Source organism: Acinetobacter sp. ANC 4216, from assembly GCF_004331195.1.
GTDB classification, from domain to species: Bacteria; Pseudomonadota; Gammaproteobacteria; order Pseudomonadales; family Moraxellaceae; genus Acinetobacter; species Acinetobacter kookii.
Genome location: NZ_SJOC01000001.1, coordinates 196,129 through 214,245 on the forward strand (window position 1 = coordinate 196,129; position 18,117 = coordinate 214,245).

An 18,117-nucleotide genomic window follows, 5' to 3' on the forward strand; every position below is an offset into this window, starting at 1 on the left:
CTCGCAATTGGAAAGCACACAATGAAGAAATACACCCAACTTTCTCAAGATGAAAGATACGAAATTTATGCTACTTTGAAAAGTAAAAGTTCAATCGCTACCCTTGCTCGGGAGTTAGGGCGTTCACGATCAACCATCTACCGTGAATTAAAAAGAAATACTGGGCAACGTGGATATAGAGCTCAACAGGCAGCTAAATTTGCAAGTCAAAGACGGTACCGTCCTTCATCACCCATGACAGCGTTTGCCTTCGCTTATATTGATTATTTGATTGGCTTGGACTGGTCACCAGAACAAATTTCAGGTGCTTTAACACAACGCTGTTGGCTGGATGTACCTTCACATGAGTGGATTTACCAGTACATTTATCAAGATAAATCAAAAGGCGGTAAACTCCATCTACACTTAAGGCATCAGAAGAAATATCGAAAACGAGGTTACAAAAACACGGATCGTAGGGGTCAAATCATTGATAAAACAAGTATTCATTGCAGAGACCAGGTCATTGATCAACGACAACGTTTAGGAGATTTCGAAGGTGACACGGTGATTGGTAAACATCATAAAGGTGCTTTATTAACTCTCGTTGATCGAAAGAGCCTGTACGTACATATTGTTCATTTAGGGCCAACGAGAGCATCCTCTCAAACGATTACTTGTGCATTAGATCGTTTACAGATGAGCCATGCTTATAGTGTGACATTTGATAATGGCAAGGAATTTTCCGAACACAAAAGAATTACTGATGCTGGCATAGATACGTATTTTGCTGATCCTTACAAGTCTATTCAGCGAGCTAGAAATGAAAATACGAATGGTTTAATCCGGCAATATCTGCCAAAATCGTCATCGTTTGATGACGTGTCAAACGAACAAATAGAGCAGATAGAATTTGCACTCAACCATCGTCCTAGAAAAACACTAGGTTGGCATACACCGAGTGAAGTTATGGCTGGTTTTTATACTGTTGCACTTGCCGCTTGAATCCGCCTCCATAAAAACTGAAATTGGCAATTAAAAAACCCATCATGAGATTAATGCCAGTCAGTTAAGAAATTGACTGACATTTTCTTTTTTAAATTCATGCCTGTATTTGATATGTGGGAAAGTCATCCGCAACTGTTTGAGGCAGGACTACATTAAAAAATGATTGTTTCTGCGATAAATTTGCTAGTTGATAGTGGCTGACGAGTTTTGCGGATGACAAATGCCTTTGGTTACTTTGGGCGAAACCAAAGTAACAAATGAGCTGCAAGAGTTTGATTAAAAATGGGAAGACTCCGCCATGACTCACTAAAAATTAAGGAGTTTATTTCTAAACTCCTTAACTGATCAGCATTACATCATGAGATGGGTTTTTTGTTCTACATAATCAGCGGTTTTTATGCAGTTTTATGCATGTTTCCGGTCTCTTCAAATTTCGCATGCCAGGACAATGCTTCTTCAAGAAGATGCGGGGTTTGCCCGCCACGCTGGCAAGCGCGTTCAAAATAATCATTCAGTTCATCGCGATAATTCGGATGCGCACATAAATCGATAATCTTGCGGGCACGCTCACGCGGAGACAGACCGCGTAAATCTGCCAGACCGTTCTCTGTCACCAAAACATCAATGTCGTGTTCGGTATGGTCAGTATGACTGACCATCGGGACTACAGATGAAATGGCTCCACCTTTAGCCACCGATTTGCTCACAAAAATCGCTATATGTGCATGGCGGGTAAAGTCGCCCGAACCGCCAATTCCGTTCATCATTTTGGTTCCGCTCACATGAGTAGAATTCACGTTGCCGTAAATATCAAACTCCAGTGCGGTATTGATGGCAATAATCCCCAGACGGCGAATGATTTCAGGATTATTGGAAATTTCCTGCGGACGCAGCACAATCTTGTCTTTGTATTGCTCAAAATTCTGCATCACCCGTTGTGCACAAGAATCGGACAAGGTCATGGAACAACCCGAAGCAAATGTCATTTTACCCGAATCAATCAAGTCAAACGTACAGTCCTGTAGAACTTCGGAATACATTTCCAGATGATGAAAATTGGAATGTTCAAAACCTGAAAAAACGGCATTCGCAATTGAACCGACTCCAGACTGCAAGGGACCCAGATTTTGCGGTAAATGCCCTGCTGCCACTTCAGCTTCAAAAAATTGAATCAGGTGTTTGGCAATCGCCAACGTATCCTGGTCCGGTTCATCCATATTGAATGAAGTGTCGGGAAGGTCGTTCAGGACAATGGCAGAAATCTTTTCCGGACTGACCTGAATGCCGAGTGTCCCAATCCGTTCTCCTGCATGAATCAAGGGAATCGGTGCGCGGTTTGGACGGGCTTTAGGCACATAAATATCATGTACCCCTTCGAGGATTGGATGGATGGTGTTGTCAATTTCGATAATTACATGATCTGCCATTTCCACAAAGTTGGCGGAGTTACCACATGAACCGGTGGGAATAATCTGACCATCTTCAGTAATCGCTGTTGCTGCAATCACGGCAACATTAATTCGCGGCAAGTTGTGATGACGGATATTATCTGCCATTTCCGATAAATGCTGATCGATATACATCACCTCACCCGCATTGATCGCTTTACGCAGGCCCGGATCAGCCTGATAAGGATAACGGCGCACAATCGCATGGGCTTCATTAAGACGGCCATCAATCTTGTTGCCCAGGCTTGCACCTGTCGCCAGGGTAATCTTTAAGGGATGTTGTTTGGCATGTTCAGCCAGGGCCAGCGGTACCGTTTTTGCTTCACCTGCACCGCCAAAACCACTTAAACCCACTACAGCACCGTCTTGAATCAATTCAATCGCCTGTTCAGCTGACATAACTTTGTCGCGAAGGGAGACTAAGCGAATGCGATCTAAACCATTCATAATAAAAATCTCAAAAATAAACTTATTGGTTGCCACCCTCCCAGCCTGCTAAAAAGGTGGCTTTTATTGCTTGTCGAATTCCAATTCGTCGCTTATTGTTCTGCTATACGGAAACGTCTTAGATCAGTTCAACTGCAACCGCAGTTGCTTCACCACCACCAATACATAAGCTGGCAATGCCTTTTTTGCCGCCGGTGCGTTTTAAAGCATGCAATAAAGTCACAATAATGCGTGAGCCTGATGAACCCAAAGGATGGCCGAGTGCACAAGCACCACCGTTAATGTTCACTTTTGCTTCATCTAAATTGAAAGCATCCATAGCCGCCATAGCCACCATGGCAAAGGCTTCATTGATTTCCCAAAGATCAACCTCTTGTGCATCCCAACCGGCTTTTTTCAACACTTTTTCAATCGCTCCGACTGGCGCAATGCTGAACTCTGTCGGGTGCTGTGAATGAGATGCATAAGCCACAATTTTCGCCACTGGCGCCAAACCGCGCTCTGCAGCAATTTCCTCTGAAGTAATGACTAAAGCAGAAGCTCCATCTGAAATAGAGCTGGAATTGGCAGCAGTAATGGTGCCATCTTTTTTAAAAGCCGGACGTAAAGTAGCAATTTTGTCGACCTTGGCATTCAGTGGTTGTTCATCTTGCTCAATTACCACATCCCCCTTACGTGAAGACACGGTTACAGGCACGATTTCTTCTTTAAAATAGCCATTGTTGATGGCTGTTACTGCTTTATTCAACGAGCTGATTGCAAAGTTATCTTGCTGTTCGCGGGTATAGCCTTTTTTATCGGCCATTTCTTGGGCAAGGATACCCATGGAAAGACCGGTTTCAGCATCTTCCAGACCTTCCTGAAACATATGGTCGGTGATTTTGCCATGTCCCATACGGTGACCGGCACGTGCTTTATCCAGCAAATAAGGCGCATTACTCATCGACTCCATGCCGCCTGCGACGACAATCTCTGCTGAGCCTGTTTTCACTGCATCGGCAGCCTGCATCACTGCTTTCATGCCCGAACCGCAGATTTTATTAATGGTGGTTGCACCCGTGCTGTCAGGTAAACCTGCCTGACGCATGGCCTGACGCGCCGGTCCCTGTTTTAAGCCGGCTGGAAGAACGCAGCCAAAAATGACTTCATCAATATCTGTGGGTTGCAAACCTGAACGCGCTACAGCTTCTTTAATGGCTGCTGCACCTAGTTCTGGCGCTGTACATGAAGAAAGTGAGCCCTGGAAGCCACCCATTGCGGTACGAACACCATTTACAATAACAATCATTTTTTTCATCCTAATTTATGAATTTTGTTGTGTGACATGAACTTATACCCTCAGCTCATGTCATTTCCATCTTTGTTCAACCTGTATTAAAGCTATGTGCCAAACTTAAGATTGGGCAGTAAAATATTCCTCGGGTAACTGCATCACTACATCGGCACCGGCTTGAATACGTTGTACACGTGCTGCCAGGTCAGGTAAAACCTTGGCTACATAATACTGCGCCAACACCAGTTTGTTCTGGAAGAACGCTTCAGCTTTCGGTTGGGCGGCCTGGCTGATACGTGCATACATATAGACAAAGCTGAGTAATCCCACCACATGCAAGTAATCCACTGCCACGGCATTGGAGAAATCAGGGGCTGTTTTTGCCTGATCCACAATGAAGGCAGTAATGTCTTCAACCTGTGTGCAGACATCCAGTACAGCGGCTTTAATGCTCAAGCCATCATCCAGACCTTGTGCAAATTCACGAATTTCTGCAATGTATTCACCTATGTATGTTCCACCACATTTGATGGTCTTACGGCCAATCAGGTCAATGGCCTGAACGCCGTTCGTGCCTTCGTAAATTTGGGAAATACGCAAGTCACGAATACACTGTTCCATGCCCCATTCACGAATATAACCATGACCACCAAAGCACATTTGGGCTTCTAAAGCCGAATCCAAAGCTTTATCGGTAAGGTATGCTTTAGCAATTGGTGTTAACAATGCCACACGGTCATTGGCTTTACGTACTGCTTCAGCATCGGTTGAGTATTTGGTAATGTCGAGCTGTTGACCTACATAGACCGCAAAGGCACGCGATGCCTCGTTGTTGGCGCGGACATTCAGCAACATGCGGCGCACATCACCATGCACTAAAATGGAATCTGCCGGTTTTTCAGGCGATTTTGCACCAGTTGCGGCACGGCCTTGCAAACGGTCTGTGGCATATTGTGCAGCATTCTGGTAGGCAAATTCAGCCGCACCAATGCCTTGAATACCCATGGATAAACGTTCGTAGTTCATCATCACGAACATGGCGGCCAGGCCTTCGTTTTCTTTACCGACGATATAACCTTTGGCACCGTCAAAGTTCATTACGCAAGTCGCAGAACCCTTGATCCCCATCTTGTGCTCGATAGAACCTGCAGACACGGCATTGCGCTCACCCACCGATCCATCTGCATTGACATGGAATTTCGGCACGATGAATAGGGAAATACCGCGTGAGCCAGCCGGTGCATTCGGTGTTTTTGCCAGAACCAGGTGAATGATGTTTTCACACAGGTCATGTTCACCGCTAGTAATAAAGATTTTTGTCCCGGTGATGTTAAAAGAACCATCTTCATTCGGTTCAGCCTTAGTTTTAATGATGCCCAAATCGGTACCAGAATGTGGCTCTGTCAGGCACATGGTACCTGACCATTCACCGGTGTAGAATTTTGGCAGATACGTCTCTTTTTGTTCCTGGGAAGCACGGTCATTAATCGCCATGCCTGCACCCACAGTCAGTAATGGGTAGAGCATAAATGACGGATTGGTACTCCAAATCATTTCATCCGCCAGTACCGTCAGCATTTTAGGCATGCCCTGACCGCCCCATTCTTCAGGTGCGCCCAGACCAACCCAGCCACCTTCGGCAAACTGTTTAAATGCTTCTTTAAAACCTTTAGGTGTAGTCACCACACCATTATTGAACTGTGCGCCACCGTCTTCATCACTGCTGCGGTTTAAATCCAGGATGACGTTTTTAGAAAACTTGGCCATTTCCTCTAAAATCGCATTCGCCGTTGCCATATCTAAATGAGCGAGTTTTTCATTGCCCTGCCAGAATTCATCTGCCTTAAATACATCATTGAGAATAAATTCCATGTCTTTAAGGGGGGCGTTATAAATAGGCATGTTGCTTTCCTTATGTGAAGACTTCGCATTAAAAATAGTGAAGTGCTTTTTAAAGTTGTAAGAACCTATACTGAAATAACGGATTTATTCCAACCTACATCTTTCTAAGCAAATTCCGGGTATTTCCGTGGTTTTCAGCATCCATGAGGAGAAATGAACGCAGCGAAAATCAGGTTTAAATACTTTACTCATCAGCTCGAGTGTTAAGAATCTATTCATCATCACGCTTATGAGCAATGAATAAAACATGGTTTCTGTAAATCACTTTAAACTGAACCATTCACCCTCAAACCGAAGCTTAAATACATGAATGGAATACGGTTAAATCAGCATATCTGCTCTTTGCGTTTTATGGGCTAGTCCCTTTTTTCAACGTAAAAAGACAATAAAATAATTATGCGGTAATTGGAATTTTATTGACGATTATTGACCTCTCAGGTTCTCCCAGATTGACTTTTATTTTTGGCTATGCCATTGCAAATCTAAGCTGATTGAATGTGCTTCGTTGACCTTCAGTCTATATTGCCTCTCTTGTACTAAAACAAAACAGTACTTTTTATTTTCTTGCGCCAAAAACAAAGCAGCGCTTTTTATTATTCTCTTGTGCTAAAAACAAAGCAGTGTTTTTTATTATTCTCTTGCACTAAAAACAAAACAGTGCTTTTTATTTTCTTGCGCTAAAAAACAAAGCAGTGCTTTTTTATTTTCTTGCGCCAAAAACAAAGCAGCGCTTTGTTTTTGGCTCATATCAGACATTAGTTGAGTTGTCATATGCATAAGATCGGTATATGTTGAATTGGCTTTTTTTATGTCTTTCTGGGACTTACGATGAATACGGTACGCCAACAAAATTTTCAATTACGCAAAGAGAAAATTTTAGCCATGGCAGAAACACTGTTGCTGGATAATAATCAGGACATTACCCTGGCAGAACTTGCGTCTGAACTGGATATTGCCAAAGGCACCATTTATAAACATTTTAAAAGCAAGAATCAGCTCTATTTAGAACTCATTATCTTGAATGAAAAAAGATTATTGGAAATTTCGAAAAAATATAAAAATAATATTAAAACCTATGTTTCACAGTACATGCTCTACAACATGTTAAATTCCAACCGGACCATTTTACTGCATGTAATTGAAGAACGCTTAACCAATAATGAACGCAAGCTAAAAGAATTATTTGAACAACTCTATAAAGTCCGTGAAGAACGGATTATCGAAATTAAAGACATGACCGATGATTATCTGAAGTCCTTTAATAGTGCCATGTCGATTCGCGACTATTTGTCTTATATCTGGACCGTCACTTATGGCGCTTCATTATTGCTCAATTCGACCCATTACCAGAAAGCCATTGGTTCACGTGAACGCCTGATCAAGCTGTATATCAACCAGGCCTTAATGACCCCGGATAAAATTTCTTGATATCCGGGTTTCAATAAATCAGTTATTGATGAATGATTTTATGCATAGGGTCATCCAGATCATTCATTTTCGAGAACAACTCGTAACACATCTGCCGCAGCCACTGATGGCTGGTCTTATGATGGCAGGACATATGCCAATATTGCTTGACGGCGTAAGTGGGAAAAGTAATCGGTGCGTCAAAAATCTGCAAATTGCCGCGCGACAATAACACTTCACTTAAATAATAAGGTACGGTGGCAATCGCATCAGTTTCCTGAACCACTAGTCCAACGCCCAGATAACTGGGCAAGCGCATCAAGATATTACGTTTCAGTTCTAAATTTAACAGTTCATTTTCAATATGGTAATGCCCCATTCCGGCATCAATATCGATATGGGGTTCATTGATATATTGTTCGGTGCTTAAGCTGTTTTCACTGAGCCGCGGATGATTTTTGGCGGCAATCACCACATAATATTGCTCAAACAGTTTCTGCTGATAAAAACCGTTTTCCAGATTGGGCAGAAAACCGATCGCCAGATCAATTTCCCCATTCGCCATTTGATAACTGGTTTCAGAAGTAATGGCCCGGACATTTAAACGGATATGCGAAGCATGCTGTTTTAAATATTGGGAAATCTTCGGCAATAACACCAAGTGCGACACATCGGTCATGGCAATGGTGAATTTTTGCTGTGAGGTGGTCTGGTCAAAATCAACGGTAAAATTATTAATGATTTCAACTTTGCTTAAGGCTTCACTGACCAGTGGAAACAGCTGTTTCGACAGTTCAGTCGGCACCATTTCATTGCCGATTCTCAAAAAAAGCGGGTCATTATAATGCTGACGGATTTTATTCAGGATATTGCTGACCGTGGGCTGGCTCATGGCCAGATATTCAGCCGCGACAGAAACACTTTTATATTTATAAATATAAAGAAAAACACTGAGTAATTTACAGTCGAGCTCAAACACCGATTCAAATCCCTAAATCTTCAATTTGTAGAGGCAATATATCATCTGCCTTTTACGGGCTATTTCCAATGTCCATTTATACCGAAAATAGCCTGTCATGCGGATACGCTTCAGCTGAAGCCTATAAAATAAATTCTATCAATAAAAATCAAAATAACACAAAAGACCGCTTTCATTATTGTTTGCACCCTCTTTATTTTTCTACCTGAGCAGACTTGAAATGTATTTCAAGTCTGTATAAGAAAAATCAAAGGGATGGATGGAAGAAGTCTAAAGAAACACATCGCTCAAACGGTTTGACTTAAACCTGAACGCTTCAAATTCAAGTCAAAGCTTAAGGTATGAACAATTAGTCTGCTGAAATATCTTCAAATAACACTGAAGATAAATAACGCTCACCCGCATCCGGTAAAATCACCACAATGTTTTTACCCGCATTTTCAGGACGTGCTGCCAGTTGAGCGGCAGCTGCCATGGCTGCACCACTTGAAATCCCCACCAGAATACCGTCATGGGTGGCTGTTTTGCGTGCCCATTCAATAGCCGTAGCACTTTCAATGGCAATCACTTCATCCACTAAATCCAGGTCCAAGTTTTTAGGAATAAAGTTGGCGCCAATGCCCTGGATTTTATGCGGTCCCGGTGTCAATGGCTCACCCCGTTTCGCCTGACCAATAATCGGTGATTCCGCAGGTTCCACAGCAACCGAATACAGCGGCTGATTTTTTACCTGCTCAAAATAACGCGAAATACCGGAAATGGTACCGCCTGTACCGACGCCAGACACCAGAATATCGACTTTACCGCCAGTCGCTTCCCAGATTTCAGGACCAGTAGTCTGTTCATGGATTTTCGGGTTGGCCGGGTTTTCAAACTGCTGCGGTAAAAAATAAACATCCGGTTGTTCAGTGGCTAAACGTACTGCTTCATCTACCGCACCTTTCATGCCTTTGGCCGGTTCTGTCAGCACCAGATTTGCACCAAACGCTTTTAAAACCTTACGGCGCTCAACACTCATGCTTGCCGGCATGGTCAAGGTAATGTCATAACCTTTGGCAGCCGCAACAAATGCCAGAGCAATACCGGTATTGCCGCTGGTTGGCTCGACAATATGCATGCCCGGTTTAAGCAAGCCTTTTTCTTCAGCATCTGCAATTAAAGCAGCACCTACCCGGCACTTCACCGAGAATGCCGGATTACGGCTTTCAACTTTTGCCAATACGGTTGCGTCGGATGAAATGGCACGGTTGATGCGAATTAATGGGGTATTGCCAATTGCTTCAGCATTATTGCCATAAACCGCTATACCTAAATTGTTCGGTGCTGGAAAAGCAGAATCAGTACTCATTTGAACTCCTTGAGCTGTCTTTTGATTTTAAAGTCATGCGCTCATCATAAGCCATTTAGACTTTCAAGATAAGTTTTTCTCTTGTTAGACTTATTCAAAACTTAAGGTGCAATTTCAATTTAAAAAACAATATTTTTTAAACCCATAAGCTTGTAATATCCACCAAATCGTTACAACTTAAATGACGCAATTGTCATCAATAAAGTTTGTATTTATTTATGCAATTGCACACAATATCCATCAAATGAAAACTGATTTAGGGAATCAAATGTCTCATAAGAGTTATAGCCGGTTCTATCGACAATTTACACAGAAAATTTTAGATAAAATCGTGACTCCTCAAGTCTTGGGCAATACTGAAGAATTAGAAAATAATATAAAAAATCAGTTAGATAAAAAAATAATTTGTTATGTATTACAAGATGCCTCCCTGAGTAATACGGTTTTAATTGATACTGAAGCCAAGGCACGTCAACTGCCTTCCGTTTTTGCGCCTTTAAGCATTCAGGAATATCAGGAAGATGATTCCATTCTGGCTTTAAATGTGCCCAACTCGAAAAATGAGGCCTATCATTATTCAGCAAAATTGATTCGCCTCATTGAAGCTTTGGAAAAATATCCCGAATACGATATTGAACTGGTTCCAGTAACGGTTTTATGGGGCCGCTCCCCAGAATATGAAGATTCCTGGTTTAAAGCCTTATTTGCCGATGCCTGGGCAACACCGTCCAAATTAAAGCAGGCCTTGAATATTTCTTTATATAGCCGTGAAAACTATATTGAATTCCATAAACCGATATCCCTAAAAACGGCTATAGAACAATCTAAAATTGAATATCCAAACTTTTCTCCGGCCCATTCTGTGGTCAAGGAACTCAATAGCAATTTTAATAAATATAAAGAAGCAATTTTAGGTCCCGACTTATCCGACCGCCGTAATCTCATTAACAAGTTAATGAAAACCGAAACGGTGCAGGATGCTATTCGCAAAGAAAGTATTGACAACAAAATCAGCATGTTTGAAGCGGAAAACCGCGCTAAAGGCTATTTAACCGAAGTGGTTTCGGACTTTTCCTATTCTACCCTGCGTTTTGCCGAACTGGCGCTGACCAAACTCTGGACGCAACTTTATGATGGAATTGAAGTACATAATTTCGATACCGTGCGCGAGCTGGCCAAAGATTACGAAATTGTCTATACCCCTTGCCATCGCAGTCATATTGACTATTTATTGCTGTCCTATGTGATTTTTAACCGTGGCTTGATGGTTCCGCATATTGCCGCCGGCATTAACCTCAACTTGCCTGTGGTCGGTCAGATCATGCGTGGTGGCGGTGCCTATTTCATCCGTCGTACTTTTAGCGGAAATGAACTCTATACTTCTGTTTTTAAAGAATATCTTCACAGTTTATTGTCGCGGAATACCCCTTTGGAATACTTTATTGAAGGCGGCCGTTCACGTACCGGTCTGCTGTTGCCCCCGAAAAAAGGCATGCTGTCGATGACGGTCCAAAGTCATTTGCGTGGTGCAACCAAGCCAATTGCCTTTATTCCCACCTATTTTGGTTATGAAAAGCTGATTGAAGGCACCTCTTATTTAAATGAACTGAATGGCAAACCGAAAGAAGCCGAATCGATCTGGGGCATCTTGAGTTCAGTCCGTAAAATTGAAAAAGTTTTTGGCCAGGTGCATGTCAATTTTGGTGAACCGGTTTTTCTCGATCAGGTTCTAGCTGAACATCAGGCCAAGCAAATTAAACTTGATATTCATGATGAATTACCTCAGCCAGTGATTCAAACTGTCAATCAGGTGGCCAATTCAATTCTGGAAAATATTAATAAAGCCGTGGTGATTAATCCGATCTCTTTAATCTCACTGATCTTATTGAATGCTGAACATCATACTTTAACTGAACATGATTTAATTGCCAAAATTGATCAATATCGTCATTTATTAAAAACGACGAAATATGATGCAAAAATGATTATGACGGAATTATCGAGTGCAGAGATTATTCAATATGCTGCAAAATTAAAACAGGTTGAGATCTTTAGCCAAAATGATCAAAACTGGGTGCGCGTTGCTGAAAGTCAAAAAATTCTGTTAAGTTATTTTAGTAATAATATTCTGCACTGTTTTATTCTGCCGGCACTCATTGCAATGCTGGTGCATTCGTATAAAAAAATTTCTATCCATTATTTAACCGATACCCTTAAAAATATTTACCCTTATTTTAAGGAAGAATTTTTCTTAAAATGGTCTATGGATGAATTAGAAAAAGAAATCACCATCATTATAGGCAGTTTAGAACATTTAGGCTGGATTGTTCGTCAGGATCAAACCCTTTCTATTCCAGCCGATGAACACATGCAAAACCAGCTTGTCACATTGGCACATTTGTCTGCTTCCAGCCTGAATAACATGACCATGATTGCTACATTACTTCAGCACTATGCTCCGCTGCAAGCACTGAGCCTGAAAGAACTGGAGAAGATGGGTAAGGCAGTACTGAACAAGCTGTCGCAAACCAAAAAGATTCAGGCCGGTTATTATTTTGACAGCGCCACCTTGAAAAGCTTTATTGCTATTCTTAAAGAAAATGGTCTGCTCAGTACTCAAGAAAATCATTTTGTCATTAGTGATGATTTTGAAGAAAAAATGTCTGCCATTTTTAACTGGTATGATCCTGAAACACGCCAAGCCATTACTGAAGCAGTTCATTTTAATGAAAAAGAATTAAAAGGATTTAAACAAAGCCATAAAAATTAATAGGCTTTATTTTAAACTTCCTACATAAATCATTTTAGAAACTAAAAATTGTTCATAAAGCTGAAATTGTAAATAGATTTTTAGTCGATATTAGATTCATGAGTGTGGCATGGATGCCACACGTTTCCCATCACGACAAGGATGTCGTGTATGGGAAACAAAAGGTTTTTGTCTACTTTTGACCTTTCAAAAGTAGAGAGATTGCCTACGAGAAGGTAAAAAAATTAAATCAGTTAAATGAGGCCGTGCTGATTTAAAAATTCTAATATTGAACATTTTTTGATTTATGAAAGACATCTTTTGTACCCTTATAAAGCATTTAATTTAGATTAAATGCCTTATTTCAATGGATATAAGAATATCTGATAATTACCTTCATTAAAAACCATTGAAAATGTTACATTTTCATCCTATATGAGATTAATCAGGCAGTATACTGCCTAGGTTACTGTTGCGTAGTATGGAAATGCTGTATGAATACCGATCTTGAAATTGCTTCTATGCATGAGTCTATTGATCTTGTTGTCACAATATTAAAATCATTAGCCAATCCAGATCGTTTACTTATTTTATGTCATCTTGCCAAACAGGAATTAAATGTCTCGCAAATAGAACAGATGACACAAATAAGCCAGCCTACCTTATCACAGCAACTGATGATGCTCCGTAAAAGCGATGTGGTGACCACACGCCGCGAAGGCAAACAGATTTTTTATTCCATTAAAGATGATAAACTAGTTCAGGTGCTCAATACCCTCTATCAACTGTATTGTCCTAAAAATTTAATTTAATCCTATAAATAAAAGAAAATTGAGTCGAGATCACCGTCCAGATAAGACTTCTTAGCATTTTTTATGCATAATATATCTAAAATAGTGATTTAGCTTTAGATATGTCAGATTTAAATTCTCGATTAACGACGCTATTACCCGCTTGGCGCTGGTTACGCACCTACAGTCCAGACAAGTTTAAATCTGACCTTCTTTCCGCTCTTATTGTCATTGCCATGCTGGTTCCGCAAGGCATGGCCTATGCCATGCTGGCCGGACTACCGCCCATTATGGGACTGTATGCCAGTATTCTGCCCATGATTATTTATGCCATGGCCGGAAGCAGCCCGACGCTGTCTATTGGTCCGGTCGCAATTATTTCCATGATGACCTTCGCGACCCTCAATCCCTTGTTTGAGGTCGGCTCGCCCGTTTACATCCAGGCTGCCTGTCTGCTTGCCGTGATGGTGGGTGTTATTTCACTTTTATTAGGAATCTTTCGATTTGGATTTCTGATTCAGCTGATTAGTCATCCGGTCATCAAAAGTTTTATTATTGCCTCTGCCTTGCTGATTGCTTTGGGCCAATTCAAATTTCTGGTTGATGTGCCTTTAAAGGCCAATAATATCCCTGAGTTTGCACTCAGCGTTTGGCAATATATCAGGTATAGCAATTCGGCATCTTTAATCTTTGGCCTGCTTGCGCTCATTTTTCTGATTTATCTTCCTAAAGTTTTACAGTCCAATGCAGTGCAAAGTCGAATAGGTTCGACGGCATTTCTAATGAAAGCCTTGCCTTTAAGTTTGGTGGTGATTTCGATTGCTGCGGTGTATTTTCTGGACTTAAAAGCCGTAGGCATTAAAACGGTAGGAGAAATCCCTTCCGGTTTTCCACCGCTGAGTATGCCCTACTGGAATCTGGATCTGGTCATCACCCTGTTTCCCGGTGCAGCCATGATTGCCATGATCAGCTTTGTCGAGTCTTTATCTATTGCTCAAGCGACTGCCTTACAGCAGCGCAGTCATTTAAATAGTAACCAGGAACTGGTCGCATTAGGATTATCCAATTTAAGTGCGGGCTTAAGTTCAGCTTTTCCGGTCACTGGAAGCCTATCGCGCACGGTAGTCAATGCAGATGCCGGTGCCAAAACACCGCTGGCAGGGGTCATTTCATCCCTGCTTATTGTGGTGGTCAGCCTTTATTTTACCGGTTTTTTCCGTGACCTGCCTTTGGCCATTTTGGCAGCCACCATCATTGTATCAATCTGGAAACTGGTTGATTTTAAGCCATTTATTGAAACCTGGCGTTATTCCAAAGCAGATGGCATTGCCATGTGGATTACCTTCTTTGGCGTGCTCTGTATCGATATTTCTACCGGTCTGCTACTGGGCATTGTTTCAACCTTTATTCTGCTACTGTGGCGGATCAGCCGTCCGCATATTGCCGTCATTGGTCTGGTCGAAGGAACCCAGCATTTTAGAAACATCCAGCGCCATCATGTGCTAACGTCAAACAAAGTCCTTTCCATGCGTATAGATGAAAACCTGACCTTTTTAAATGCCAATACTTTTAAAGGTTTTCTGATTAATTCCATGAGTCAGTACGGGGATTTAGAGCATGTGGTCATTAACTGCTCCAGTATCAGCGCCATTGATCTGAGTGCGCTGGAAATGCTGGAAGACCTGAATGCCGAGCTCAATAAACTGGACATTAAACTGCACTTTTCCGAAATTAAGGGTCCAGTGATGGATAAATTACGGCATTCAAAACTGCTGAATCATTTAAGTGGCCGGATTTATCTGTCCCATTTTCAGGCCATGCAAGAACTTTCCCCGGAAGTTTTTTTAAGATAAATTGGATAAATATGGCCACCCTCAATTTCGGGGGTGCTATTTAAAAATAGCCGGTGATATTTGAATTAAAAACTAAAAAAGAATGGCTTAACAGTATAAAACTGAGCAGAATGAGCAGAAGTATTTGTATTATTTGAATATTTAAAAAATGCACAAATTTGATTAAAAACAGAGAATATCGATTTTAAAAATAAACAGTTAGTTTTTATATGGAAATTATTTTTTAGCAAGGACACTTTTAGGTATAAAATGCCACCTATCTCTGTAATTTTTTTTAGCCCTCGTATTTGTAACAAGGCATCTTTATGTTTTCTGCTTTAATGCGTTTGAGTTTAGTCTCCCGAATTATTATCGCCATTATTTTAGGTATTGGTGTTGCTGTTTTGTTCCCAAATCTGGCTCCTTATTTAAGCCTGCTGGGTGACTTGTTTATTAAAGCACTTAAATCTGTTGCACCCGTTTTAGTTTTTGTCCTGGTTTTATCTTCCATTGCTAATTTTAAAGTCGGACATAGCGCGAACATCAAACCCATTATGCTGATGTATGCAGTTGGTATGCTTTTGGCCGCATTAAGTGCCGTGGTTGCCAGTATGCTGTTCCCAAGTACGTTATTTTTGGATGTCCCTGCACAAGCTGACCTGCAAGCACCGGGTAGCCTGGTACAGATTTTAAAAAATCTGCTGCTCAGCTTTGTAGCAAACCCAGTGGTTGCCATTAGCGAAGCCAACTTCATTGGTATTTTGGCCTGGGCTGTTGCCTTGGGTGCTGCATTCCGTCATGCATCGGACAGCACCAAAACCTTTTTAACCGATGCGGCCACTGCAGTAAACCAGGTGATTCGTCTGGTCATTAACTTCGCCCCTGTCGGTATTTTTGGCCTGGTCGCCGTGACTTTTGCTGAAGCCGGTTTAAGTACGCTTGAAAGCTATGCACAATTGTTAGCCGTATTGATTGGTACCATGTTCTTTGTAGCCTTGGTGGTCAATCCCATGATCGTGGCCTTTGTTACTCGCACCAACCCGTACCCACTGGTTTTTCAATGTCTGCGCGAAAGTGGCATTACCGCCTTCTTTACCCGTAGTTCGGCAGCCAATATTCCGGTTAACCTGGATCTGGCCAAACGTTTAGGTGTGAATGAATCTACAGCCAGCGTTGCCATTCCTTTAGGAGCAACGATTAATATGGCGGGGGCTGCTGTTACCATTACCGTGCTCACCCTAGCCACTGTCAATACGTTGGGTATTTCTGTTGATTTCACCACCATGCTGGTTTTATCGGTACTTGCGACCATTTCAGCCTGTGGCGCTTCCGGTGTAGCCGGCGGTTCTTTATTGCTGATTCCTGTTGCTTGTGGCCTGTTTGGGATCAGTTCGGATATTGCCATGCAAGTGGTAGCCATTGGTATGGTGATTAGCGTATTGCAGGATTCGACCGAAACTGCATTAAATTCTTCAACAGATGTGCTATTTACTGCTGCCGTTGACCGCGGTTTGGATTAAGATAGTCATTATTAAGTATTTTTTTGTGACGTTATGCCTTTTCAAACTTTACCGCTGTGGGTTCAATTAGGGGCTTTTTTTCTTGCAGTCAATGCAGGGATGATTAACGTTCTCGGACTGGTGACCGTGCTGCATCAGTCCGTTTCCCATATGACCGGAAATGTCAGCATGTTGGCCATGGCCTTACTCAAGTGGCAACCTGAAACCATCCTTTACTTAATTCTGGTTATTCTATGCTATGTCATTGGTTCATTTTATAGTGGATTTATTCTGGGCAATAGCCAGTTCAAGTTGGGAAGCCGCTACGGTTTGCCTTTAAGCCTGGTGGCTTTTTTTATCCTGTTGTGTTGGCTTTTACTTCCCTATTTCCCGCGTTATGCCTTACTTTGGGCATGTGCTGCCATGGGTATCCAGAATGCCATGGTCAGCCATTATAAAGGTACCATTATTCGGACCACGCACTTATCGGGTGTTTTGACCGATTTGGGCTTGGCTTTAGGCTACAGGTTACGGGGACTAAAGGTAGAACGTAGACGCATTATTCTGCACTTGCTCATTTTATTTGGATTTTTCATTGGCGGTTTACTTGCCAGCGTGATTTATCCTTATTTAAAATTGAACGCCTACCTCGTCCCAGCAATATTAAGTTGGACACTTAGCTCGATTTATTGGGTAATTTATTATCGTTATCGGCAGACTCAAGAGTAATATCGGAATTTATTATGGTCAAAAATGCATTACAGGCTCAATTGCTAAAAGCGGGTTTAGTCGATAATAAAAAGGCTAAAAAACTGTCAAAACAGGCAATACATGAGCAACGTACCGGACAAAGCAACGAAGCTGAATTAAAGGCCAAAATTGCCCAAGACCAGCAGGAAAAACTGGCTCGCGACCAGGCACTGGATTTAGAGAAAAAACGCCTGTTACAGGGTAAAGAATTAAAAGCTGCCATTGTTCAAATGATCAACCAGCACAAAATTAAAGATACCGATGGCGAAATGGCCTACCAGTTTATTGATGACAATAAAGTCAAAAAGATTTATCTCAATCAGCAGATTTATAATGCCCTGGTTGCAGGTTCACTCATTATTGCCAAAGAAACCGAGGGTTATGCTGTTTTACCTAAGGCCCTGGCAGAGCGAATTAATCAAAAAATGGAAGGCTTTATTATTGTCAACAATTCTGAAAAGAATGAACAGACTACAGATGAAGACGATCCATACGCAGCTTATGTGATTCCTGATGATTTAATGTGGTAAGCCCGGTTCATCAACAGTTGAAGGACTTCTCTATGCCAGTATTCATATTGGCATAGACTACAAGAATAGAATAACAAGAAAAAATTAAGCCATTCCAGCATCAGGCCAGCTGGTGAATTTTGTTTTAGTTCATGTATATAAAACGTTATCTTTATAATAATAAAAAAATAACGCT

14 protein-coding genes are annotated in these 18,117 nt (G+C 41.7%); 8 read left to right on the plus strand and 6 right to left on the minus strand.

The window, feature by feature from the left end:
* Positions 1–21 precede the first annotated feature (21 nt).
* Positions 22–984, plus strand: a complete 963-nt coding sequence (locus tag E0H88_RS01020; protein ID WP_131272768.1) for an IS30 family transposase — start codon at positions 22–24, stop codon at positions 982–984.
* 398 nt (positions 985–1,382) lie between these two features.
* Here E0H88_RS01020 and scpC read toward each other — a convergent pair whose 3' ends face one another.
* The 4 genes from scpC to E0H88_RS15830 form a co-directional block, all read right to left on the minus strand.
* Positions 1,383–2,882: a succinyl-CoA:acetate CoA-transferase ScpC gene (gene scpC / locus E0H88_RS01025; RefSeq protein ID WP_171458651.1), complete on the minus strand. Its 1,500-nt coding sequence runs from the start codon at positions 2,880–2,882 to the stop codon at positions 1,383–1,385.
* 118 nt (positions 2,883–3,000) lie between these two features.
* Positions 3,001–4,170: a thiolase family protein gene (locus E0H88_RS01030; protein WP_131272769.1), complete on the minus strand. Its 1,170-nt coding sequence runs from the start codon at positions 4,168–4,170 to the stop codon at positions 3,001–3,003.
* 105 nt (positions 4,171–4,275) lie between these two features.
* Positions 4,276–6,057: an acyl-CoA dehydrogenase C-terminal domain-containing protein gene (locus tag E0H88_RS01035; protein WP_131272770.1), complete on the minus strand. Its 1,782-nt coding sequence runs from the start codon at positions 6,055–6,057 to the stop codon at positions 4,276–4,278.
* A 630-nt stretch (positions 6,058–6,687) separates the two neighbouring features.
* Positions 6,688–6,828, minus strand: coding sequence for a hypothetical protein (locus E0H88_RS15830; RefSeq protein WP_165493260.1), 141 nt, complete (start codon positions 6,826–6,828; stop codon positions 6,688–6,690).
* A 57-nt stretch (positions 6,829–6,885) separates the two neighbouring features.
* Between E0H88_RS15830 and E0H88_RS01040 the strand changes: the two genes are divergently transcribed.
* On the plus strand, positions 6,886–7,485 hold the full coding sequence (locus E0H88_RS01040) for a TetR/AcrR family transcriptional regulator (protein WP_092819622.1): 600 nt from the start codon (positions 6,886–6,888) through the stop codon (positions 7,483–7,485).
* 22 nt (positions 7,486–7,507) lie between these two features.
* On the opposite strand, the gene E0H88_RS01045 is transcribed toward E0H88_RS01040, so the two are convergent.
* Both E0H88_RS01045 and cysK read right to left on the minus strand, forming a co-directional pair.
* Positions 7,508–8,443, minus strand: a complete 936-nt coding sequence (locus E0H88_RS01045; protein WP_131272771.1) for a LysR family transcriptional regulator — start codon at positions 8,441–8,443, stop codon at positions 7,508–7,510.
* A 349-nt stretch (positions 8,444–8,792) separates the two neighbouring features.
* Positions 8,793–9,791, minus strand: coding sequence for a cysteine synthase A (gene cysK / locus E0H88_RS01050; RefSeq protein WP_131272772.1), 999 nt, complete (start codon positions 9,789–9,791; stop codon positions 8,793–8,795).
* A gap of 268 nt (positions 9,792–10,059) precedes the next feature.
* Here cysK and plsB point away from each other — a divergent pair, with 268 nt between their 5' ends.
* The 6 genes from plsB (at position 10,060) to E0H88_RS01080 (ending at position 17,942) form a co-directional block, all read left to right on the plus strand.
* Complete coding sequence (plsB, locus tag E0H88_RS01055) at positions 10,060–12,561, plus strand: glycerol-3-phosphate 1-O-acyltransferase PlsB (RefSeq protein WP_131272773.1); 2,502 nt, start codon at positions 10,060–10,062, stop codon at positions 12,559–12,561.
* 473 nt (positions 12,562–13,034) lie between these two features.
* Positions 13,035–13,352 (plus strand): ArsR/SmtB family transcription factor, encoded by a 318-nt coding sequence (locus tag E0H88_RS01060; protein ID WP_131272774.1) that lies wholly within the window; start codon positions 13,035–13,037, stop codon positions 13,350–13,352.
* Positions 13,353–13,453: 101 nt separating this feature from the next.
* Positions 13,454–15,184, plus strand: a complete 1,731-nt coding sequence (locus E0H88_RS01065; RefSeq protein WP_131272775.1) for a SulP family inorganic anion transporter — start codon at positions 13,454–13,456, stop codon at positions 15,182–15,184.
* A 305-nt stretch (positions 15,185–15,489) separates the two neighbouring features.
* Positions 15,490–16,683 carry a serine/threonine transporter SstT gene (gene sstT / locus E0H88_RS01070; protein WP_131272776.1) on the plus strand — a complete coding sequence of 398 codons (1,194 nt, stop codon included), beginning with the start codon at positions 15,490–15,492 and terminating at the stop codon, positions 16,681–16,683.
* 33 nt (positions 16,684–16,716) lie between these two features.
* Positions 16,717–17,391: a YoaK family protein gene (locus tag E0H88_RS01075; protein ID WP_092819628.1), complete on the plus strand. Its 675-nt coding sequence runs from the start codon at positions 16,717–16,719 to the stop codon at positions 17,389–17,391.
* Between the two features lie 14 nt (positions 17,392–17,405).
* On the plus strand, positions 17,406–17,942 hold the full coding sequence (locus tag E0H88_RS01080) for a DUF2058 domain-containing protein (RefSeq protein WP_131272777.1): 537 nt from the start codon (positions 17,406–17,408) through the stop codon (positions 17,940–17,942).
* Positions 17,943–18,117: the final 175 nt, after the last annotated feature.

Excerpts from the sequence above, each read along its gene's own strand:
- E0H88_RS01020 (WP_131272768.1), top strand. The coding sequence starts at position 22 with ATGAAGAAATACACCCAACTTTCTCAAGATGAAAGATACGAAATTTAT.
- scpC (WP_171458651.1), bottom strand. The coding sequence starts at position 2,882 with ATGAATGGTTTAGATCGCATTCGCTTAGTCTCCCTTCGCGACAAAGTT.
- E0H88_RS01030 (WP_131272769.1), bottom strand. The coding sequence starts at position 4,170 with ATGATTGTTATTGTAAATGGTGTTCGTACCGCAATGGGTGGCTTCCAG.
- E0H88_RS01035 (WP_131272770.1), bottom strand. The coding sequence starts at position 6,057 with ATGCCTATTTATAACGCCCCCCTTAAAGACATGGAATTTATTCTCAAT.
- E0H88_RS15830 (WP_165493260.1), bottom strand. The coding sequence starts at position 6,828 with ATGACAACTCAACTAATGTCTGATATGAGCCAAAAACAAAGCGCTGCT.
- E0H88_RS01040 (WP_092819622.1), top strand. The coding sequence starts at position 6,886 with ATGAATACGGTACGCCAACAAAATTTTCAATTACGCAAAGAGAAAATT.
- cysK (WP_131272772.1), bottom strand. The coding sequence starts at position 9,791 with ATGAGTACTGATTCTGCTTTTCCAGCACCGAACAATTTAGGTATAGCG.
- plsB (WP_131272773.1), top strand. The coding sequence starts at position 10,060 with ATGTCTCATAAGAGTTATAGCCGGTTCTATCGACAATTTACACAGAAA.
- E0H88_RS01060 (WP_131272774.1), top strand. The coding sequence starts at position 13,035 with ATGAATACCGATCTTGAAATTGCTTCTATGCATGAGTCTATTGATCTT.
- E0H88_RS01065 (WP_131272775.1), top strand. The coding sequence starts at position 13,454 with ATGTCAGATTTAAATTCTCGATTAACGACGCTATTACCCGCTTGGCGC.
- sstT (WP_131272776.1), top strand. The coding sequence starts at position 15,490 with ATGTTTTCTGCTTTAATGCGTTTGAGTTTAGTCTCCCGAATTATTATC.
- E0H88_RS01075 (WP_092819628.1), top strand. The coding sequence starts at position 16,717 with ATGCCTTTTCAAACTTTACCGCTGTGGGTTCAATTAGGGGCTTTTTTT.
- E0H88_RS01080 (WP_131272777.1), top strand. The coding sequence starts at position 17,406 with ATGGTCAAAAATGCATTACAGGCTCAATTGCTAAAAGCGGGTTTAGTC.